This window comes from Polaribacter sp. (assembly GCF_965660385.1).
GTDB lineage: Bacteria > Bacteroidota > Bacteroidia > Flavobacteriales > Flavobacteriaceae > Polaribacter.
Genome location: NZ_CBFHZT010000012.1, coordinates 55,383 through 75,498 on the forward strand (window position 1 = coordinate 55,383; position 20,116 = coordinate 75,498).

Annotated in this window: 19 protein-coding genes; 2 read left to right on the plus strand and 17 right to left on the minus strand. The window is 31.6% G+C overall.

All coding sequences use genetic code 11. The features are described from left to right. Position 1: 1 nt before the first annotated feature. Genes ACTG3V_RS05715 through porZ form a run of 3 tightly spaced genes read right to left on the minus strand, consistent with a single transcriptional unit; the run spans position 2 to position 5,537 of the window. Positions 2-2,491, minus strand: a complete 2,490-nt coding sequence (locus tag ACTG3V_RS05715; RefSeq protein ID WP_439131178.1) for a TonB-dependent receptor — start codon at positions 2,489-2,491, stop codon at positions 2-4. Beyond that, positions 2,491-3,213, minus strand: a complete 723-nt coding sequence (gene recO, locus ACTG3V_RS05720; protein ID WP_439131179.1) for a DNA repair protein RecO — start codon at positions 3,211-3,213, stop codon at positions 2,491-2,493. The genes ACTG3V_RS05715 and recO overlap by 1 nt, the downstream gene beginning before the upstream one ends. Further along, positions 3,213-5,537, minus strand: coding sequence for a type IX secretion system anionic LPS delivery protein PorZ (porZ, locus tag ACTG3V_RS05725; protein ID WP_439131180.1), 2,325 nt, complete (start codon positions 5,535-5,537; stop codon positions 3,213-3,215). The genes recO and porZ overlap by 1 nt, the downstream gene beginning before the upstream one ends. 86 nt (positions 5,538-5,623) lie before the next feature. Between porZ and ACTG3V_RS05730 the strand changes: the two genes are divergently transcribed. Further along, positions 5,624-6,094, plus strand: coding sequence for a CYTH domain-containing protein (locus tag ACTG3V_RS05730; RefSeq protein ID WP_439131181.1), 471 nt, complete (start codon positions 5,624-5,626; stop codon positions 6,092-6,094). A gap of 2 nt (positions 6,095-6,096) precedes the next feature. Here the strand turns inward: ACTG3V_RS05730 and trhA are convergent, their stop codons facing one another. Together trhA and ACTG3V_RS05740 are read right to left on the minus strand one after the other, a co-directional pair. After that, a complete protein-coding gene (trhA, locus tag ACTG3V_RS05735; protein ID WP_439131182.1) occupies positions 6,097-6,735 on the minus strand; it encodes a PAQR family membrane homeostasis protein TrhA in 639 nt (212 codons plus the stop codon). After that, positions 6,707-7,420, minus strand: a complete 714-nt coding sequence (locus tag ACTG3V_RS05740; protein WP_439131183.1) for a lysophospholipid acyltransferase family protein — start codon at positions 7,418-7,420, stop codon at positions 6,707-6,709. Before ACTG3V_RS05740 ends, trhA begins: the two co-directional genes overlap by 29 nt. Positions 7,421-7,609: 189 nt before the next feature. Between ACTG3V_RS05740 and trpS the strand changes: the two genes are divergently transcribed. Further along, entirely contained in the window at positions 7,610-8,578 is a 969-nt protein-coding gene (gene trpS / locus ACTG3V_RS05745; protein ID WP_439131184.1) for a tryptophan--tRNA ligase, read from the plus strand. A 66-nt stretch (positions 8,579-8,644) separates the two neighbouring features. Here trpS and ACTG3V_RS05750 read toward each other — a convergent pair whose 3' ends face one another. From ACTG3V_RS05750 to ACTG3V_RS05805, 12 genes are all read right to left on the minus strand, one after another. After that, positions 8,645-9,145, minus strand: a complete 501-nt coding sequence (locus ACTG3V_RS05750) for a DUF1761 domain-containing protein (RefSeq protein WP_439131185.1) — start codon at positions 9,143-9,145, stop codon at positions 8,645-8,647. A 121-nt stretch (positions 9,146-9,266) separates the two neighbouring features. After that, positions 9,267-10,247 carry a DUF4837 family protein gene (locus tag ACTG3V_RS05755; protein ID WP_439131186.1) on the minus strand — a complete coding sequence of 327 codons (981 nt, stop codon included), beginning with the start codon at positions 10,245-10,247 and terminating at the stop codon, positions 9,267-9,269. Positions 10,248-10,357: 110 nt separating this feature from the next. Next, positions 10,358-11,668 carry a transglycosylase SLT domain-containing protein gene (locus ACTG3V_RS05760; RefSeq protein ID WP_439131187.1) on the minus strand — a complete coding sequence of 437 codons (1,311 nt, stop codon included), beginning with the start codon at positions 11,666-11,668 and terminating at the stop codon, positions 10,358-10,360. A 13-nt stretch (positions 11,669-11,681) separates the two neighbouring features. Beyond that, complete coding sequence (locus ACTG3V_RS05765; RefSeq protein ID WP_439131188.1) at positions 11,682-11,909, minus strand: hypothetical protein; 228 nt, start codon at positions 11,907-11,909, stop codon at positions 11,682-11,684. A gap of 1 nt (position 11,910) precedes the next feature. After that, entirely contained in the window at positions 11,911-12,672 is a 762-nt protein-coding gene (locus tag ACTG3V_RS05770; RefSeq protein ID WP_439131189.1) for an exodeoxyribonuclease III, read from the minus strand. Positions 12,673-12,715: 43 nt separating this feature from the next. Continuing rightward, positions 12,716-12,946 (minus strand): hypothetical protein, encoded by a 231-nt coding sequence (locus ACTG3V_RS05775; RefSeq protein ID WP_439131190.1) that lies wholly within the window; start codon positions 12,944-12,946, stop codon positions 12,716-12,718. A 46-nt stretch (positions 12,947-12,992) separates the two neighbouring features. Then, on the minus strand, positions 12,993-13,220 hold the full coding sequence (locus ACTG3V_RS05780; RefSeq protein WP_439131191.1) for a hypothetical protein: 228 nt from the start codon (positions 13,218-13,220) through the stop codon (positions 12,993-12,995). A 1-nt stretch (position 13,221) separates the two neighbouring features. Continuing rightward, positions 13,222-15,021, minus strand: coding sequence for an AMP-binding protein (locus ACTG3V_RS05785; protein ID WP_439131192.1), 1,800 nt, complete (start codon positions 15,019-15,021; stop codon positions 13,222-13,224). A 12-nt stretch (positions 15,022-15,033) separates the two neighbouring features. Further along, a complete protein-coding gene (locus tag ACTG3V_RS05790; RefSeq protein ID WP_439131193.1) occupies positions 15,034-17,325 on the minus strand; it encodes a transglycosylase domain-containing protein in 2,292 nt (763 codons plus the stop codon). A gap of 65 nt (positions 17,326-17,390) precedes the next feature. After that, a complete protein-coding gene (locus tag ACTG3V_RS05795; RefSeq protein WP_439131194.1) occupies positions 17,391-17,849 on the minus strand; it encodes a gliding motility lipoprotein GldH in 459 nt (152 codons plus the stop codon). 16 nt (positions 17,850-17,865) lie between these two features. Further along, positions 17,866-19,224, minus strand: a complete 1,359-nt coding sequence (locus tag ACTG3V_RS05800; RefSeq protein WP_439131195.1) for a PSP1 domain-containing protein — start codon at positions 19,222-19,224, stop codon at positions 17,866-17,868. Between the two features lie 278 nt (positions 19,225-19,502). Next, positions 19,503-20,111, minus strand: coding sequence for a superoxide dismutase (locus ACTG3V_RS05805; protein WP_439131196.1), 609 nt, complete (start codon positions 20,109-20,111; stop codon positions 19,503-19,505). Positions 20,112-20,116: the final 5 nt, after the last annotated feature.

A 20,116-nucleotide genomic window follows, 5' to 3' on the forward strand; every position in this document is an offset into this window, starting at 1 on the left:
ACTAAAAATTAGCCATAAAAGAAACCGATAAATTTCTACCTGGAGAAGAAACCCCAGAAGCAAATTCTATGTAATGTTCATCAAACATGTTATCGAGTCTTGCTTGTACAGAAAAGTTATCACTAACCTCGTAACTACCATTTACGCCAAGAGTCATCCAACTTGGAGAACCGTAAAATTTATCAACATCGTTGGTAGCACTTGCGTTTACTATTGGGGTTAAATCATGATTATCAATACCTTCTGTAAAGTTAAAATCTTCGATGTCTTTTTTACTATTAAACCGAAAATCTGCACCCAAAGCAATTTTATCTTTTTGATAATTAATTTGAAACTGACCAAATAATGGTGGAATTGACGACATTGGCTCTTTAGTATCATAAGTTCTACCTTTGGAATAGGTAATAAAACCTGAGGTATTTATGGTTTTAGAAACTTTACCCAAATAATTTAAAGTATATCCAAAAATGTATGCATTCCCTTTGTTTTGATTGTTCACAGCATTGCCAAATTCACCATCAAAAGCCACTTGTAAAATACTACCATCTGCATTGTACACAAAATCTCTTTGTATATAATTATCTAACAATGTGTAATATACGTTAGCTGCAATTCTAAATCTTCTTTTATTTAAATACTTTAAAATTCCTATTTCTGCATTGTAGGCAAACTCAGGGTCTACATTAATATTGGGTATGGTAACATTACCCGCTTTTTCACGAACTCTGCCTACATCATCGATATTTGGAGATCGAAATCCAGATGATAATACGCTATTCAATTGCCAATTTCTGTTTGGCTTATAAACATACCCTAAAGTGGCAGTTACAGCAGAATTGTTTTTACTTAACGTTTTGTTTTCGAAGGTTAAAAAAGTATCATCTACCCACGTAGCATTTTTATTGGTATTTGTAAAACGCATTCCTGTATTTAAGGTAGATTTACTGCTTAAATCTTGTCTGTATCCTAAATAAGCAGCAGAAGTTAAAAAATTACTACCTCCATCAGGATATCGAGATTGCACTTTAAAATCATCAGCAAAACCCGTAATTTTATCATCAACAATATCTAACGTTTTTCCGTAAGAATTTGATGTTACATTATTATAAGCAAACTCAAAACCATACGATAAAACCCTTGTTTTATCTTCGGTTACAGGCACAGAAAAATCTCCATTAACACTAAAAACATCAACAGTTTCTTCTCTGTAACTTCTATCTAAACTGCCAAACTTTCTTTGAATTCTACTTTCCTCAATATTTTGATAAGCAGCAGTAATTGCACCACTTTCTAACCAGTTTTTATTAGGATTGATTAACACTTGCGATGAAATTAACAATCGGTTTTGAGGTCCATAATACCATTCTGCAAATTTTAAGGAAGATGTATCTGTGATATCTTTAAGTTCGGTTAACCGATCAAATCTAGGAATATCTGAAGAAGTAGAATATTGTAAATTAATTTTTAAATCTGTGTTTTTAGACAAAGGCACAAAGAATTTTTGCAACACATCTGTTTGCTTAAAGCCTGTGTTTCTTAACAAATTAGGATCAGAATTTAATGTTGGATTCTCAGCATAATTACCATTTTCATTTTCTGAAAAATAGAAAACTTTTCCCCAATTTAAAAAACCATGATTTCTGTTTTCTCCAGCCTTTAAATCGCCAAAATCTGAATGAGAAACACTTGTAAAAGATGCCCAGTTTTTATGACTTATTTCCGCTGAAACCGTATTTGTAATTTCTTGATTTACACTAGAAAATCTCGAAAAAAATTGACTTGTGATTTTTGATTTTTCTGATAGCTTAGGTGTTTTTGTGTAATAATGAATTACACCACCCAAAGCATCTGAACCATAAATTACAGACGAAGGTCCAAAAACCACCTCTGTTTTATCTAGCAAATTTGGTGATAGCGTAATGGCGTTTTGTAAGTGCCCTTTTCTGTAAATCGCATTGTTCATTCGCACTCCATCAACCACTAACAACACTCTGTTAGATTCCATTCCACGTATTACAGGACTACCACCACCAAACTGCGATTTCTGTACTTTAATACCAGGAATCGTTGCCAACAAATCTGCCGAAGTTTGAGGTGATACCTTTTGAATATCTTGTTGAGAAAGTACTGCTATTTGTTCTGCAATTCGTTTTGCCTTTTCTGCTTTTTTGAATGATGAAATAACAATTTCATCCAATTCTTCAGACTGTTTTGTTAAGTAAACTGTAAATTTTCGTTTTCTTAATGTTGATTTTTTTACTCTAAAAACAGCATACGATAAATGAGAGAAAAAGATAATTTCATTTTCTTTAATCGATGAAATGTCTGTAATCCCAAAATCATCGGTTGTTAAACTTATGCTATTCGCTTCGTTAAAAACAGTTACATTTTTAACTACTTTACCAGTTTCTTTATCTAAAACTTTTACTTTTTGGGCAAAAGAAATACTACTTACTAAAAAGCAAAACACAAAACATAAATACTTCATCATCAACTAAAAACGGTTTCTAAAACTTGCAAGGATTTTGGTGTTCTAAAACTGCCCAAATGTAACTTAAAATACTGAATTATGGTTTGTAAAACCAATTGTCTTTCATCCTTACTATAAGACACATTTTCTATATCATCAAAATTTATGCCTAACAGCTTTTTAAATTGATAAAAATTGTTGTGGTGAATAACATTTTTATCTTGTATATCATCAGAGAAAACACCTTCTAACAAATTAAAACCTGCCTTGTTCTGTTGAGACATCTCTGGATAAAAACCCAAAAAACCTGTAAGATTTAATAAAAAAAGAAGGTGAAAATTTGCAATTTTATCATGAACATCTAACCAAGTAAAAGCAGTTTCTAAGTAACTATACAGGGTTTTATTTTGCTCTTCTTCTTGAATGGAATTTGCCAAAACTTCCGACAAGAAAAACACTACAGATTGCTTTACGATATCTGCATGAATTGTTTTATATGGATGTATTACTTGAACTTCTTTTATTGAATTTAGGGTGTTTTTAGTATTGTGGTTTGCTACAATTTTTAATTGTGTTAAAGGTTGAAAATAAGCAGCTTTAATTCCCTTTTTTTTAGGCTTTAAAACCCCTCTTATCATATAGCTTTTTATACCTTCATCTTCTGTGTAGCATTTTACAATTAAACTCGTATCACCATATTTTAGCGCACTTAACACAATGGCTTTTGTGGTTACAATTGCCATTAATTTACAATTGCAATTTTAACTGTGGCAGTTTCTGAAGCATCTTCATTAGTCATTAATACAATGTACACACCAGATGCCACTTTATTACCTGCCAAGTTCTTTTTATTCCAAACTACTTTTCCTCCTTGTAGTTCTTGCCCTTCTATAACATTAGTTTCATAAACTAAATTACCTGCAACATCTAAAATCTTTACATTGGTGCCTTGTGGTAAATGTGTGCCATTTCTACCATCAATTGTAATGGTTGCATGGTTTTTTAAAGCAGGGTTTGGATATGCATAAACATCACCCAAAACTTCTCCAAAAGGTGCCACATTACTATTGTATACTACAATACCTTTATCTGTAGCAAAATACACTTTACCATTAATATCATCTACTCGAATTTTTAAAATTTTATTAGATGGTAAAGGAGAATTTTCTGTACTAAATTTTGCTAAAGTTGTTTGCCCTGAAGGATTGGTGTACAAAACACCACCACTGTCTGTACCAAACCATTTATTATCTGCCCCATCTACAACAATGGTATTTATTGTTTGATCGCCTAACAACCTTTCCCCTACACCATTTTCTTCAATAATAACTGGCTCAGCATTTAAAACTTGAGCATCAAAAATATTGGAAGCATTTCTAAAAACTACCATACCTGTTCTGGTGCCTATCCAAATTCTATTACTGTTATCTGCAGCTAAGGTTAATACATTTAAATTTGGCAAATTTCCTACATTAGGTAGGGTTGATAAGGCTCTTTTTCTATTACCGTTTTCATTAAAAGCGTATACCCCATTTCTTCTTGTGCCAATCCACTTGTTGCCAAGTTTATCAACAATAATTTCTGTTAAACCTATAACATCATTCGCTTTTATAGATGATAAATCGTAGCTAGTCCATTGGTTAGATGGCGATAACTTTTTCAACTCTTCTTGTACCCCTACATTAGTTACCCATAAGTTACCTTGATTATCAAAAACAGTGCTTGGAACTCGTATTGAGATAAAAGAAGGTCTTGTATCAATATCATCTAAAGGGCTATTTTGTTGGTTGTAAAATGCTGTAATTTCGTTATTTTCTACAACAGCCAAACCGCCTGTTGCAAAGCTTTCAAATTGATTGGTTGTACCAAATGATCCTAAAAACACTCTATTTTCATCATTGGGATCAATAGAAATATCACTTAAATCTGTAACAGGAATATCCGGATTGTACTGTGTATTGATCCAATTTACTCCATTGAACTGGCTAAACCCTTGTTTGTTAAAATTTGGTGCATATGTGGGGCTATATCCACCATAAACCACCCAAAGATTATTATTTAAAACATCAATTGAAAAAACTCCATTTGACAAAGGTCCCTCAGGATGAATCTCTGTATAGCTATTAAATTGATTGATGTTTGAGGTTAAAATACCGAATTCTTTTGTTGCCAAATAAAAGGTGTTGTCTAAAACAAGTGAATTTGATAATGTATAATCAAAATCTGTTGTGCTTTCTAAAGTAGTTACTTCATTCAATGCTGCATCTAAAACAATGCTACTTTTTTGTAATGTTATGGATAGATGAGATGATGACGCATTTACATTGATAATATTTTCGGAAAAATTGTTCACCAAAGATAAAGTACCTGCATTCAACTCAAATAAATTGCGACCTTCTGAAATATAAATTTGATTGTTAAATTGCACTATATTTGTAAAATTACGTGCTGAAAACGTTTGTTGCCAATTGTTAAAATCTATCAGCAAATTGCTTGTAACGTTTGCTGTAAAAATACCATCTTCTGTAACTGCGTAAATGGTATTATTGGCAATTAATGTTTTATTAATAATGAGTGATGTTGACCCATTGCCGATAAAAAAAGTATCTCCAAATTCTAATTTTTCGATATCATATTCAACGATAGCAAAGGGTGTAGACAAATATAAGGTGTTGCCAAAACCAGCAATATGATTGATTCTTTTATTACCAGATTGATTGAAATTTACAACATCTGATGAAATGGTAATTGCACCATTTTCGTCAATAACTTCAATCAAACCATTTTCATACCCAATTACTAACCTGTCAAAATCCACACTATAATACATTGCAGAAGTCGTTTCGCCAGATAAACCCTGAATTGATGAAAATTTTTGAATTTCAGATGTGTTTTCATCAAAAGTAAATACAGCATTATCTACCAAAGCATAAATAATATCGCCTACTTTTACAAAGTCTTTTACATTATTGTATGAATAAAAATCTTGCCACGAATCGCTATAATCAACTTGTGAAAATAGTATCGAATTTACACAAAAGAGAAAAAGAAAAATAACTTTTTTCATAAAACTACTTATATTATCAAAGATATTTAATTATTGTAAACAAACGATAAAATCAGTTATATTAGTACAAAAAATCGACTATTTTTATGGCTTTAGAAATTGAAAGAAAATTTTTATTAAAAAGTAAAGACTATAAGCAAGAAGCTTACCTCCAAAAAAAAATAAAACAAGGTTACCTGAATTCTGATAAAAACCGAACTGTTAGAATTAGAATTGCTGATGATTTGGCTTTTATAACTGTAAAAGGAAACTCTAATACTTCTGGAACTACTCGTTTTGAGTGGGAAAAAGAAATTGACATAAATGAGGCTGAACAATTACTCTTACTTTGTGAACCTTCAATTATTGATAAAACTCGTTTTTTAGTAAAAAAAGGAAAGCATACTTATGAAGTTGATGAATTTTATGGCGATAATAATGGTTTAATTATTGCTGAAATAGAACTAACTTCGGAAGATGAAAACTTCGAAAAACCAACTTGGTTAGGTAAAGAAGTTACTGGCAACAAAAAATATTACAATTCGAGTTTAAGCAAAATCCCTTTTAAAAACTGGTAATTTTACAAATTGTAAATCGCCAAAAAGTGACTTAAACTACCCAACAAAACAAACACATGAAAAATAGCGTGGTTATAAGGTATTTTTTTGATGGAGTACAAAATCGCACCCACTGAATAAAAAACCCCTCCTGCTACTAAATATTGAAAACCTTCTGTTGATAAACTAGCCATTAGTGGTTTTATAAAAAACATAACTTGCCAACCCATTAATAAATACATTGCTGTAGATAGCTTGTTAAACCTACCTGTAAAAAAAAGTTTTAAAATAATACCTGTTAAAGCAAAAAGCCACACAAACAAAAACATATACCACCCTAAACTAGAATCTAAACCTACCAAACAAAAGGGTGAATAACTGCCTGCAATTAATACGTAAATTGCTGCATGATCAAAAATATTAAGTCTTCTTCTTTTCTTCGGATTTTTTGCTGCATGATAAAAAGTAGAAGCAGCATATAAAATAATCATACTTAATCCGTAAATCACAAAACTTACTGGTTTCCAAAAGCCTTGAAATTCAAAAGCTTTTAGAGTTAAAAATGGAAAGGCTATGGTACTTAAAACCAATCCTAATCCATGAGAAATTATATTTAATTGCTCTTCTTTTTTACTATATGGGTGATTTAAACTCGCGCTCATTATTAGGTCTGTTTGTGTCTTTCATATACATTTTATCATTAACCAAATCGTTGTAAATTATATTAAACGTTTGTTGTTTTAACGCCTCTTTATCTTCAATATTCAAACCTTTAGTTTCAATAAATTTATGCTGTTTAATTCTAAAAACGCCTGGTCTGCCTTTAAAAAAATCCCAAGAAAAAAAACGTTTGCAATCGTAATACACCTGTGGTACAATTGGTATTCCAAATTCAATTGCCAAACTAAATGCGCCATTTTTAAATGGTGCTAAAATTACGTTTTCAGTTGGCACTAATCCTTCAGGAAAAATAGCCATACTTGTACCGTTTTGTAATTTCTTTTTGGCCATTTCATAAACCCGTTTTCGGCTTTCAGGATTACTTCTATCAACCATAATCACCACTCTTTTATAAAAAAAACCAAAAATCGGAACCTTTACAAACTCTTGTTTTCCAACGAAAACAATGGGGTTTTTGCTCAAGGCAATTAGTACAAATGGATCCATTAACGAAGCATGATTTGGACAAAACATATAACTTTTATCGCGTTCTAGCTCTTGATCTTTTTGAATGTTTAATCGAAAACCCATTCCATAAATCAATAGTTTAGCCCAAACTCTAACCATTTTCCAAAATGCAGGATAATATTTTTCTTTAGCTGTTAAAATCAATAAAAAAGGAACCATGATAAGAATGGTAACAATGATTAAAAGGTAAAACCAAATGCGCCAAATAAGCAAAAAAGGTATTTTTAGAATTTTCATAAGTGGCTAAAATACTAATTTCTTTTGTTTGATAGATTTTATAATTCAAAACCTTATTTTTGCCATCTCAGATGGATTTTATATCTGATTGATACTAAAAAAAATTATAATATGTCTAGAGTTTTAACAGGCGTTCAAAGTACAGGTACACCACATTTAGGGAATTTATTAGGCGCAATTTTGCCAGCCATTGAAATGGCAAACACCCCTGAAAATGAAGCCTTTTTATTTATTGCAGATATGCATTCTTTAACCCAAATTAAAGACGGAAATCAACTTAGAGAAAACACCTATAGTACTGCAGCTACTTGGTTAGCTTGTGGTTTAGATATTAATAAAACTGTGTTTTACAGACAAAGTGATGTTCCGCAAGTAACAGAATTATCTTGGTATTTAAGCTGTTTTTTTCCATACCAGCGATTAACTTTAGCACATAGTTTTAAAGACAAAGCAGATCGTTTGGCAGATGTAAATTCTGGTTTATTTACCTACCCAATGTTGATGGCCGCAGATATTTTATTGTATGATGCAGAAATTGTTCCTGTAGGGAAAGATCAATTACAGCATTTAGAAATGACACGTGATGTTGCAAATAGATTAAATAATCTTGTTGGGGAAACTTTGATTGAACCTCAAGCAAAAATTCAAGAACATACCAAATTAGTTCCAGGAATTGACGGTGAAAAAATGAGTAAATCTCGAAATAATATCATCAATATTTTTTTAGCTGATAAAAAGTTAAGAAAACAAATAATGAGTATTAAAACGGATAGTAAAGGTTTGGAAGAACCAAAAAACCCAGATACAGATAATGTTTTTGCTTTGTATAAATTGCTAGCTTCTGATGTACAAATTGCAACAATGAGAGCAAATTACGAAGGTGGAAATTATGGTTATGGCCATGCAAAACAAGCCCTGTACGAATTAATTATTGATAAATTTGCTGATGTGAGAACAAAATATCATCATTATATGGAAAATAAACATGAAATTGATGAAGCTCTGCGCATTGGTGCTGAAAAAGCAAAACTTGTTGCCAATGATGTTTTACAACGTGTGCGAGACAAAGTAGGTTATTAAAACTAAAATAATATCATATAAAAATGCCGCTTTTTGCGGCATTTTTATTGTTTGTAATACTTAAATTTACATGGCATATTTACAAACAATACCACCCATAATTGCGAGTGTTACAATCCAATAACTTGCATTAATTGCTACATATTTTAAGGATTTCTTTTCAAAAACTGCTATAATACCCAAGATTGGCAATACTAAGAAAACGCCATAAATAATTCCATGAAAAGCTCCATGTTTAAACGTTCTAAAACGATCTCCATAGGTAGTAACAAAGTTTTCGAAGTAAGAATATGCCTCTCCTGTTTGTTCTGCAAAACCAGGCTCACCTGCTAAAGTTGAATATACTCCCATTTGATGAATGGTCATTGGCATTAAAGCAAAGGCAACTAAAACACTTAAAATAAAACAAATTGCTAAGGTTTTCAGCATATTGGTGTCCTTGAGAGATTCTGTTGTAAATCCCATTTCGCTCATCCAAGCTTTGCCAAATAGAGGTCCATACCAAATAGCGCCAAGAATCATTGGTACTAATGCCACTAAAAAAAAGATGTAAAAATTCATTTCCATGATAAAAAAGTTTTTGATTGATAACCAAATATAAGAAATAACTTTTTGAGCAATAATAGTTTACAAAGAAAGCTTAAAATTTTACTTTTAAGCTTTTTATAATATTATATTGACACACATATTATTGAATCTTCATAGATTTAGCAATAGCCTCTAACTCAAACAAAAATGCTCTTTTGCTAACAGCTGGTGCATAAGTAAACCCTTCAAAAATAACTAGCCTATTATTTTTTTCATCTAGAACTGTGTAATTTAAAAAAGGCCCAGCCATAAAATCGTCTTTTACTTCCCATTTTCCACGGGTTTCATAGGCTTTTTTTCCATCAATAGTGGCATCAAAAGTAAAAGGGGTATACGCTTTTTCAGTAATCATATACATGCCTTCTTTTGAGCCTGGAATATACTTTTTACCAAACTTATTCCTCACAGCTACAATGCTATCTGCCACAGTAGTTTTATCGACTAAAGGCACAGAATACACCAAAATATTATTACTGCCAGATTTTGCAATGCCGCTTGTTAAATGGTTACGTAGCCATAAAAATTCTCCTGTGTCATCAACTTTTCTAAATTTATCTGGTATAATTAACGATAATCCTAAATTTTGTAGGGTTTTGAATTGTGTTTCATCTAACTTTTCTTTTTTAAAGATATTTTGCGTAAATTCTATATCTGCATCTAAAAAAATTCTTCGAAGTTCAGTTTTACGATCTTGTAATATTTTGATGATACCTGCATCATCTTTTCCCTGAACATAAACTATAGTCTGTGGTCTTGCATACACATTTTTTTTGACTGAAAAGTTTTCGGTTGCACCTTCAGAAATAATTAAAATATTTCTACTTGATTTCATCATAGAACTAAATCCATTTGGTGCTACTTGCGAAACCGATAAAATAGCTTCACTTTGAGGTAAACCTACCTGTAACTCGCCAAAATTATTTCTAATTTCTTTACCAACATCTCCTGTCCAATCACTAATTTTAGCAACTACCATTACTTTGTTAATCTTACCTATAGATTCTCTCAAAATCATTTTGTCATTTCCTACACAAGAAATTAATAAAAATGTGATGCTTATTATGGAAAGTATTTTTTTCATAAGTTGATATTTTTAGGTTTTTGGGTTAGTTATTCCTTATAACGCACCAAATATTGTTCCATTTTTGGTTTTAACAGTAAAGAATTTTAACTTTTATCGAATTTAAAAAATTATCGAATTCTTTTCGGGTAAATATACAATCGTTGCCCAATTTTTAAATTATTGCTTCTTAAGCCATTCCAGCGTTTTATGCTACTGATTCGTACTCCGAATTTATGGGCAATTTTGCCCAAATAATCTCCACTTTTTACTTTGTAACGAATACGTTTATCCATTTCAAAATACTTGGGTAATGGCTTTTCTCTTTTGGCGTCAATAGAATCTGCTAAGGCATACAATTCTTTTTCTTTGTCTAAAAAATCGATGATTTTATGGGTTGGCAATCGCAAGGCATAATCTCGATTTTTAACATACGGAATGATATTTAATTTATAAGAAGGATTTAAAAATGTTAATACCTCTTCATCAACCTTAATCGTTTCTGAAATTTGATTAAACGTAATGGTTCGTTGCACACGAACTGTGTCTGTTTGAAACTCAAAAAACTTCGGTAATTCTGAATAAATATCGTGCTCTTTGGCGTAATTAAAAATATACATTGTTGCATAAAAAGCGGGTACATAACCTGCTGTTTCTCTTGGTAAATACGGTCTAATATTCCAATAATTGGTAAAACCTCCTGATCGTTTTATGGCTTTAGATACATTCCCTGGTCCTGAGTTATAAGCTGCTAAAGCCAAATCCCAATCACCAAAAATACTATACAACTGACTTAAATATTTACATGCAGCTATGGTTGCTTTTACAGGATCGTGTCTTTCATCTACATAAGAACTTACTTTTAAACCAAACTGTTTGCCTGTACCATACATAAATTGCCACAAACCAGCAGCACCAACTCCAGACCTTGCTTTGGGTCTTAAAGCAGATTCTACGATTGCCAAATATTTCATTTCTAAAGGAATGTCATATTGATCTAAATACTGCTCAAACATAGGGAAGTAATATTTGGCTTTTGCCATTAATGCAGGATAATATTTTTTACGATATTTTAAATAGCCATTAATTACTTTTTCTAAAGCAGGATTATATGCCAAATTAAAAGGGGTGCTTTCGTTCAAATCTGCTAAACGCACTTTTAACAAATCTGATGTAACTGCCTGAATAGGATTGCCTAAAATATCTTTATCATCGATTACATATTCTAAGGTATCTATTAATGGCGAATTGAATTTTTTATCCACTAATAAACTGTCTATCAATTTTAAATCGTCATCTGTAAAAAAGTCCTTTTTTAGTGGTTTTTTTAGAGAATCTTTAGCGATAAATAAGGTGTCAATTTCTGGATTTATGATACTGTCAATTTTTTCTTGTGAAAAAACTGTAGTGCTGACCAATATAAATAATAAGATTTTTTTCATGCTAAATATTAGGCTATTTCTCTTTTAAGGCAAAGAAATAATAAATTACATAAAACCAACTGAGAATACCATGAAGAATTGCAAATAAAATAGACTCATTTCTGCTCCAAGAAATTACTACTGCAATTACAGAACCAAGTCCTATTCCGTTTCTTACTACAGTATTTTGTGTTTGTGAATGTGCAAAAACATCTACAGATAAAAATACCAGAAACAACAATACTAAATAAGCTTTTTTCATTTTATATATCTAATTGTAAAGCAATTGGACAATGATCTGAATGTTTAGCTTCAGGTAAAATATAGGCTCTAGAAATTTTCTCTTTTAAGGGTGATGAAACCATTGCATAATCCAATCGCCAACCTTTGTTATTGGCTCTAGCATTGGCTCTATAACTCCACCAAGAATACTCTTGTTTTTCAGGATTTAGGTATCTAAAACTGTCTATAAATCCGCTTTCGATAAACGCTCCAATCCATTGACGCTCTTCTGGTAAAAATCCAGAAACGCCTTTCATTTTTGGGTTATGAATATCAATTTCTTCATGACAAATATTATAATCACCACAAATAACTAAATTCGGAATTTCTTGTTTTAAAGTGTTGATGTATTCTTGAAATTCATCCATATAATTGAGTTTAAAATTCAATCGATTTAGATTTGTTCCAGAAGGTAAATACATGCTCATTATAGAAACTTTATCAAAATCTACACGAAGGTTTCTACCTTCAAAATCCATCGTTTCAATACCTGTACCATACTCAATATGATTAGGTTTTTCTTTACACAAAACAGCCACAGAAGAATATCCTTTTTTTTGTGCAGAAAACCAATAGTGATATGGATAACCTGCATTTTCAAAAGCTTCTAAATCTAACTGTTCTTTATGCGCTTTGGTTTCTTGAATACAAATTACATCTGGATTCGCAGCCTGCAACCAGTCTAAAAAACCTTTTTTAAGTGCTGCTCTAATTCCGTTTACATTGTATGAGATTATTTTCATAAAAGTGACTTTTAATTTTCCTAAAAGGGAAAATAAATTATGTTTACTGTTCTTTATTGATTACTTTTTTAAAGAACAACCATTTCATTTGCTCCTCTTCTCCAGACTGTTTGTTTACTATTTTAAACCTTGGCGATAAAACATAAGCAAGTATAACATTTATAAGAATAGTATAAGAATTAGGTTCGTACCCCAATACCTTGTATATAATTAACCCAAAAATTATCACTAAAAGAGGAAAGAGAAAAGGAACTATTTTTTTTAAAATTTTCATCTAGTATTTTATTTTTACTGTTTTGTTTCAGTTATTAAGAAAACACTTAATCTAAAATAATTGGTTTTTTCAAAAACAGCCAAGTAATTTGAGTTTTTTCTCCTGTTTGTGTTTTAATTTTCTTTTTTCTGGGCGATAAAACTATAGCTAAACCAGCAGCAATTCCACTTCTAATAAATGTACTTTCTACTTTAAAAACTAGACCTAAAACAGTACTAAAAAAGATGGTGAAAAGAATAATTACCAAAATAGGTTTTTTCGCTAAATACTCCATATTAATAACTATTTCTTAATTTACGTCGCATTATTTTGTTAGATGCTGTTCTTGGCAATTGTTTAATTTTTACCAAATCCGACACTTTAAACAACGGATTTAATTGTGTTTTTACTATTTTTTGCGCCAATTTTAATCGGTCTTCAGTTGCTTCATTTTGTTGATGCTCCACATAAAAAACTACCAATTTTGCTGGGCCACCATCTTTTGGAGCAACAGCAATTGCTGCAGATTCTAATACAAAAGGTAATTGAAGAATAGCCTCTTCAATTTGTGTTGCACTAACTTTTATACCACCTAAATTCATGGCATCATCAACTCGCCCTAAAATTTTAAAGTAGCCGTTTTCTAATTGCTTTAATTCATCTCCATGCCTTCTTAAAACAGTTGAATATTTAGGCGTATCATCATAATAAATTTCCTGATGATTTTTATTTAACAATTCTGTAGAAAGGCCCATAATTGGCGGAATTAAAAATACTTCTCCTTTGTTAGTTTGTTGATGATTTTCATCTAACAACACAAAATCACTACCCAGAGCTTTTGTAGAAAAAGTACTTGGAAAATTATCTTGAACCACTGTACTTGTAACATAACCACCACCAATTTCTGTACCTCCACAATATTCTATTACAGGTTTATTGTTAGCTAAACACATTAAATATTCCATTTCTGATGGATTGGAAACCTCGCCTGTAGAACTGAAGTTTTTAATGGCATCCCAATTTAAAGTTTCCATACAACCTGAGTTTTTCCAATGTTTAACAATACTAGGAATTACGCCTAACATCGTAACTTTTCCATTTTGTACAAATTCGCCAAAATCAGATTGTAAAGGCGCATCATAATACAAACCTATGGCTGCTTTGTTAATTAATGCTGCAAAAATTAGCCAAGGCCCCATCATCCATCCTAAATTTGTGGGCCAACAAACCACATCATTTTGTTGTATATTTTGATGATAAAATCCATCTGAAGCTGCTTTTATTGCAGTTGTATGATTCCAAGGAATTGCTTTGGGTTCTCCTGTTGTACCCGAAGAAAAAAGAATAGTGATACAATCTTGAGGCGATTGTTTTACGCTGATAAAATTGGAATTATCAGACAAAAAATCATCCCAAAAAAGATCATTATTTTTTAGGTGAAAATCTTGATTTTTTAATGCATTAATTACTACAATTTTTTGAGCTTTTGCAGCTACTACTTTCTCATAAAATGGAAAACTTTTACCTGCTCTAACCAAATAATCTTGTGTAAAAACTACTTTTGGTTTTGTTAAATCTAACCTTACTTTAATTTCATTTACGGTAAAACTGTCTACAATTGTTGCTACTTTAATTCCTGCTTTTATTGCCGCCAAATAAATGGCAACACACTCTAAAGTCATTGGTAAATTTATAGCAATTGTATCCCCAATATTTACATTGAGATTTGAAAAACTATTGGCTATTTTATTTACTAATTCTTGTAAAGCTTTCTGAGAAATTTTTTGAATGCTTTGGTTTGGTTTTTGAAAAACAATTGCAGTAGCATCCTCATCATTTTGAAAACAAGAATCTACAATATTCATCTTTGCTCCAAACAACCATTTTGCTTGGGTTACGCCTTCATCAATATTTAAAATTTGATTGTATTTTTTATCTTGAATGATGTTTAAAGCATCAACCGTTTCTTGCCAAAATGCTTCTTTTTGTTGTACAGACCAACTCCATAAATCCTTATAACTAGAAAATTGATGCTGCTGCATCAACTTTCCAATATTGGTTGTTATACTATGTTCTTTAGTTGGTTTCCAAATCATAAAAAAAGGTATTTAAAAATCGGTTTCTTCTTCTTCAGGGATAATTACTTTTTTCTTTGTGCCTTCTTCCTCTTCTTCAACTTGATCACCACAATCTATTCGAATTGATAAATCTTCAGGTTTTTCAAATTCTTCTTGACTGATATTTAATGTTTTATCTGCATAACATTTTTTCATAAACAAAGCCCAAGTTGGTAGAGACATTGTAGCTCCTTGACCTTTGGTAATGCCTGCAAAATGGGTTGCTCTGTCTTCTCCACCTGTCCAAACACCAGTAGCTAAATTCGGTACAATCCCCATAAACCAACCATCAGATTGATTTTGCGTTGTTCCTGTTTTTCCAGCAATTTCATTCTCGAACTCATATGGGAAACCTGTAACTGCTTTTCCTCCAGACGTCCATTTAGAACGCAATCTTATCCCAGAACCAGAAGTAGTAACTCCTTGTAACAAATTTAAAATTACATAAGCAGATTCTTCACTTAAAACCTCTTCGGTTTTTGGTACAAAATCTTTCAAAACAGTTCCGTTTTTATCTTCAATTCTGGTAATTATCATTGGTTTTACACGTAAACCTTTGTTAGCAAATGTACTATAAGCACTTACCATTTCGTATAAAGATAAATCTACAGCACCTAAGGCTATTGATGGGTTGGGTTTAATTGTTGTTTCAATACCGGCTGCTTTTGCCAAACGCACCACATTTGTTGGCGACACTTGATCTATAAGATTTGCAGTTACCACATTTGTAGATGTTGCTAAGGCATCCCTTAAACTCAACATTCCACCATATTTATCATTCGAGTTTTTTGGAGTCCATTCTTCTGGAATGCCATATTTACCTTTAGGAATGGTGTATGGTGTATTTGGTAATAAATCGCATGGAGATTTTCTTAATTGATTGATAGCAGTTGCATAGACAAAAGGTTTAAATGTAGAACCTACTTGTCTTTTTTGTTGCGCAACAGCATCATACTTAAAATGTTTGTTATTGATACCACCCACCCAAGCTTTAATATGACCAGTTTGTGGTTCTATGGATAACAAGCCTGAACGTAAAAACGATTTATAGTATTTGATAGAATCGTTTGGAGACATAATGGTATCGATGTTTCCTTTCCAAGAAAAAACGTTCATTTTTGTTTTTTTCTTAAAAATTGCGTCTATTTCTTTAGATGATTTTCCTGCTATCTTTAACCTTTTATAACGTTCTGAATTTCTTTTTGCTCTATCTAAAATTCCGTTAATTTGACTTTTTTCTAAATCGTAAAAAGGAGCTGTTTTATTGTTTTTTTGTTCTTTAAAAAAGTACGATTGCAAATTTGCCATGTGTTCTGAAACGGCTTCTTCTGCATATTGTTGCATTCTAGAATCTATGGTTACGTATATTTTTAGTCCATCACTAAAAATATCGTATTCTTCTCCATTTGGTTTTGGATTATTTTTTACCCAAGTTCGCATCACTTTTTGTAAATGGGTTCTAAAATAAGTTGCGTAACCTTCGTCGTGACTTTCTGGAGTATAGTTAATCCCTAAATCGAGCTGTTGTAAATCTAGTTTTTCTCTTTCTGTGATAAAACCGTTTTTGGTCATCTGTAAAAGCACTACATTTCTTCTTTGTTTTACTTTAGCCTCTCTTCTTAACGGATTAAAATAAGATGAGTTTTTTAACATCCCCACTAACATTGCAGACTCGTGTACTTCTAATTCTTTAGGTTCTTTACCAAAATAAATTCTTGCTGCTGAACGAATACCAACTGCTTGATTTAAAAAATCGTACTTATTTAAATACATGGCAATAATTTCGTTTTTGGTATATTGCCTTTCTAATTTTGTAGCAACTACCCATTCTTTCATTTTTTGGCCTATCCTTTTAAAAATATTTCGCGAGGCTCTACCCGTAAATAACATTTTTGCCAATTGTTGGGTAATTGTACTTGCACCTCCACTACCTGGTTTTAAGACTGCTCTTGCAGTACCTCTATAATCAATACCTGAATGCTCGTAAAATCGTTCATCTTCAGTAGCAACCAAAGCATTTACTAGGTTTTGAGGCAAATCATCATACTTTACAGGAGTTCTATTTTCTTTTGCGTATTTACCTATGGTAACGCCATCTGCAGAAATTACCTCTGTTGCTAAATTGGTTTGCGGATTTTCTAACTCTTCAAAAGTTGGTAATACACCTAAACCACCAGAAGCTGCTGTGTAAAAGAGTAAAATTAAAATTAATAATCCGCTTAAAAGAACACCCCAAAACCATAAGAGGTACTTTTTATAACTTGTTGTTTGTTTCTTTGCCATAATAAAAACTTCTTCTCAAATTTATTGAGATTTCAATAATTTATCTTTCCACTGATAATAGAAATCTATTGTATTTTTTCAATGCTAAAACCTACATCTTGCAAACCTTTTAAAAAAGAAATTGGATTTACTTCTCCGTTTTTTCGCATTGCATGACGAATGTTAAATACATATTTTCCTGATTCTGGAAACACTTTTTTTTCTTTATAAAATAATTTACTTTCTTTAATATCTGTAAATCCTTCACCTAAATACCTGCCAGATTTATCTGCCATTTCGTATTGTAAAGTGTCAATAATTTTATTTCCATTTGGAAATTTAAGCTCGGTAATCAGATACAAATTACTAAACGCATATTCTTTATTATTTCTTATGTTTATAAAGAGGTTTTTGGGTGCTATTGTATCTGTAACCTCAAACTCAAAAGAAATCTCTTTGTTAGCTTTCCAAGAAGCGTTTGGTAGCGATTTGTATTTGGTAAACTCAATTGAATCGCTACAAGAAATAATCCCTAAACACAGCATCAAAAAAACAACTTTCTTATTTTTGAGAAGGCCTATTTTTAGTATTTGATACATTTCTTTTAGTATTTGAATTGTTTCGTTTAGAATTCGTTTTTTTGGGTGCGTTCGAATTCTGTTGATTACCATTTGTAGGTTTTCTTCTAGAGTTTTGCTTTGGTTTTGGTTTTCTTTTCTGCTGTACTTTTTGAGTATTTTCTTGATTTTGATTGGCAACAGCAACTGGTTTTTTTCTTCTTTTATTTCTGTTGTTTCTTCTCCTTTTACTTGTTTTAGGTGCATCAAAACGAGTTAAACTATCTTGACCAACTGCATCTTCAAAATCTACTTTTATAGGAATTTCTACATCAGATTCATACTCTTCTAACGACATTGATTTCTCGTTATTTTTATTCAAGTCTATAATTTCTTGAACTTGATCTAAGGTTAATCGAAACCATTTAAACCGCTCTTCTTTATAAGTGTACCAGAGATGTTTTTTAAAAATATCCATCTTAACAAAAACAGCATCACCTTTTTCGGTTCTTAAAACCAAATCTTGTTTTGGGAACGATTTTAAAGCATCTAAATACGTATCTAACTCAAAGTTTAAACAACATTTTAATTTTCCACATTGGCCTGCTAATTTTAGAGGATTCAGAGACAACTGTTGATAACGAGCTGCAGAAGTAGTTACTTTTCTAAAATCGGTTAACCAAGTAGAACAACACAATTCTCTACCACAAGAACCAACACCACCTAACCTTGCAGCCTCTTGTCTTGCGCCTACTTGTTTCATTTCTACACGAATAGAAAATGCACTCGCTAAATCTCGAATAAGTTGTCTAAAATCTACTCTTGCATCAGCAGTATAATAAAAAGTAGCTTTGTTTCCATCGCCTTGAAACTCTACATCAGAAAGTTTCATTTTTAAACCAAGTTTGCCTAAAATTTCTCTACCTCTTCTTTGCGTTTCTTCTTCTCTACCTCTGGCTTCTTGCCAAATATCAATATCTTTTTGAGTTGCTTTTCTGTAAATTTTCTTTACATCTTCATGATCTTCGGTAATTTTTCGCTTTTTCATTTGCACTTTTACCAATTCACCTGCTAAAGAAATGGTACCAATATCATGCCCTGGAGCACCCTCTACTGCAATAATATCGCCCATTATTAATGGTAAATTATCCACATTTTTATAAAAATGTTTCCTACCGTTTTTAAAACGCACTTCGAAAATATTAAAACGCTCTTGACCACTTGGTAGTGTCATATTAGAGAGCCAGTCAAAAACGGCTAGTTTTTCACTACCACTTCCACAAGTTCCTGTACCACAGTTTCCATTACTTTTACAACCTCTAGGTACTCCATTTTCTGTTGTACCACAACTTCCACATGCCATATGTAAAATAATATATTTTTATCAGTTTCTAGAATTTAAGTGATTTGCTTTCAACAAAATTGATTCAAAACACTTTTTCTAAACAACTTATAAGATTCATAAATATTGATTATCAAATATATAGAAAACTACACCTTGATAATGACTAATCAGTAAATATATGAAATCTAATCGAGCCAAAAAAGGTAAATTTTTGAGGAATCTTGGCGAAACAAAAAATAAAAGCAAAAAAAAAGCACCCCATTAAGGGTGCTTTAGAGAAATTTATTTAAAACGAATTATTTTGCTTCAGCGTAACGTTTTTCAACTTCATTCCAGTTTATTACTTTGAAAAAAGCATCAATATAATCTGGTCTTCTATTTTGGTAATTTAAATAGTATGCATGTTCCCAAACGTCTAACCCTAAAATTGGAGTTCCTCCACAAGAAACATCTGGCATTAATGGATTATCTTGATTTGGTGTTGCACAAACCTCTACTTTTCCACCTGGGTGTACACACAGCCAAGCCCAACCTGAACCAAATTGTGTTGCAGCAGCGTTTGAAAACGCGTCTATAAAAGCTTCTTTAGAACCAAATTCTGCTTCAATAGCGTCTTTCAATTCACCAGATAAATAACCTTTTCCTTCTGGGTTCATTACTGTCCAAAATAATGAGTGATTGTAAAATCCGCCTCCATTATTTCTTACAGCACCATTATTCATATCTAAATTTGTAAGGATATCTTCAATTGATTTTCCTTCTAAATCTGTGCCTGCAATTGCAGCGTTTAATTTTGTTGTATATCCATTGTGATGCTTTGTATGGTGAATTTCCATAGTTCTTGCATCTATATGTGGTTCTAACGCATCGTAAGCGTATCCTAATTCTGGTAGTTCAAAAGCCATAATTA

Excerpts from the sequence above, each read along its gene's own strand:
- ACTG3V_RS05715 (WP_439131178.1), bottom strand. The coding sequence starts at position 2,491 with ATGATGAAGTATTTATGTTTTGTGTTTTGCTTTTTAGTAAGTAGTATT.
- recO (WP_439131179.1), bottom strand. The coding sequence starts at position 3,213 with ATGGCAATTGTAACCACAAAAGCCATTGTGTTAAGTGCGCTAAAATAT.
- porZ (WP_439131180.1), bottom strand. The coding sequence starts at position 5,537 with ATGAAAAAAGTTATTTTTCTTTTTCTCTTTTGTGTAAATTCGATACTA.
- ACTG3V_RS05730 (WP_439131181.1), top strand. The coding sequence starts at position 5,624 with ATGGCTTTAGAAATTGAAAGAAAATTTTTATTAAAAAGTAAAGACTAT.
- trhA (WP_439131182.1), bottom strand. The coding sequence starts at position 6,735 with ATGAGCGCGAGTTTAAATCACCCATATAGTAAAAAAGAAGAGCAATTA.
- ACTG3V_RS05740 (WP_439131183.1), bottom strand. The coding sequence starts at position 7,420 with ATGGTTCCTTTTTTATTGATTTTAACAGCTAAAGAAAAATATTATCCT.
- trpS (WP_439131184.1), top strand. The coding sequence starts at position 7,610 with ATGTCTAGAGTTTTAACAGGCGTTCAAAGTACAGGTACACCACATTTA.
- ACTG3V_RS05750 (WP_439131185.1), bottom strand. The coding sequence starts at position 9,145 with ATGGAAATGAATTTTTACATCTTTTTTTTAGTGGCATTAGTACCAATG.
- ACTG3V_RS05755 (WP_439131186.1), bottom strand. The coding sequence starts at position 10,247 with ATGAAAAAAATACTTTCCATAATAAGCATCACATTTTTATTAATTTCT.
- ACTG3V_RS05760 (WP_439131187.1), bottom strand. The coding sequence starts at position 11,668 with ATGAAAAAAATCTTATTATTTATATTGGTCAGCACTACAGTTTTTTCA.
- ACTG3V_RS05765 (WP_439131188.1), bottom strand. The coding sequence starts at position 11,909 with ATGAAAAAAGCTTATTTAGTATTGTTGTTTCTGGTATTTTTATCTGTA.
- ACTG3V_RS05770 (WP_439131189.1), bottom strand. The coding sequence starts at position 12,672 with ATGAAAATAATCTCATACAATGTAAACGGAATTAGAGCAGCACTTAAA.
- ACTG3V_RS05775 (WP_439131190.1), bottom strand. The coding sequence starts at position 12,946 with ATGAAAATTTTAAAAAAAATAGTTCCTTTTCTCTTTCCTCTTTTAGTG.
- ACTG3V_RS05780 (WP_439131191.1), bottom strand. The coding sequence starts at position 13,220 with ATGGAGTATTTAGCGAAAAAACCTATTTTGGTAATTATTCTTTTCACC.
- ACTG3V_RS05785 (WP_439131192.1), bottom strand. The coding sequence starts at position 15,021 with ATGATTTGGAAACCAACTAAAGAACATAGTATAACAACCAATATTGGA.
- ACTG3V_RS05790 (WP_439131193.1), bottom strand. The coding sequence starts at position 17,325 with ATGGCAAAGAAACAAACAACAAGTTATAAAAAGTACCTCTTATGGTTT.
- ACTG3V_RS05795 (WP_439131194.1), bottom strand. The coding sequence starts at position 17,849 with ATGCTGTGTTTAGGGATTATTTCTTGTAGCGATTCAATTGAGTTTACC.
- ACTG3V_RS05800 (WP_439131195.1), bottom strand. The coding sequence starts at position 19,224 with ATGGCATGTGGAAGTTGTGGTACAACAGAAAATGGAGTACCTAGAGGT.
- ACTG3V_RS05805 (WP_439131196.1), bottom strand. The coding sequence starts at position 20,111 with ATGGCTTTTGAACTACCAGAATTAGGATACGCTTACGATGCGTTAGAA.